Annotated in this window: 1 protein-coding gene; it reads right to left on the bottom strand. The window is 52.4% G+C overall.

The features are described from left to right. Positions 1 to 58: 58 nt before the first annotated feature. On the bottom strand, positions 59 to 250 hold a 192-nt coding region (locus SCA31_RS24715), incomplete at its 5' end, for a hypothetical protein (RefSeq protein ID WP_410699600.1).

The raw sequence follows: 250 nt of genomic DNA on the forward strand, positions 1-250 counted from the left end.
GTTCGGCACCAAGGCTCGCGCAAGAGGCGAGCCTTGGAAGGACTTGATCACTTTTGGTTCACGACATTCGGCCGAGAGTAAAACCATCGATCGCGGCCATCTTACCACGCCAAGGAACTCCGCCTACGGGGATGGAGCTGTCCCCTATAAAGTATCGGGCGCCACTTAAATGAACGAACTCATAGCCGGCAGATTCATCTTCTTCACTTGATGAACCATTTGGAAGATCTCCAAGCATACTCAGCGAGTC

The organism is Chryseobacterium sp. SIMBA_028 (assembly GCF_046535285.1).
Lineage (GTDB): Bacteria > Bacteroidota > Bacteroidia > Flavobacteriales > Weeksellaceae > Chryseobacterium.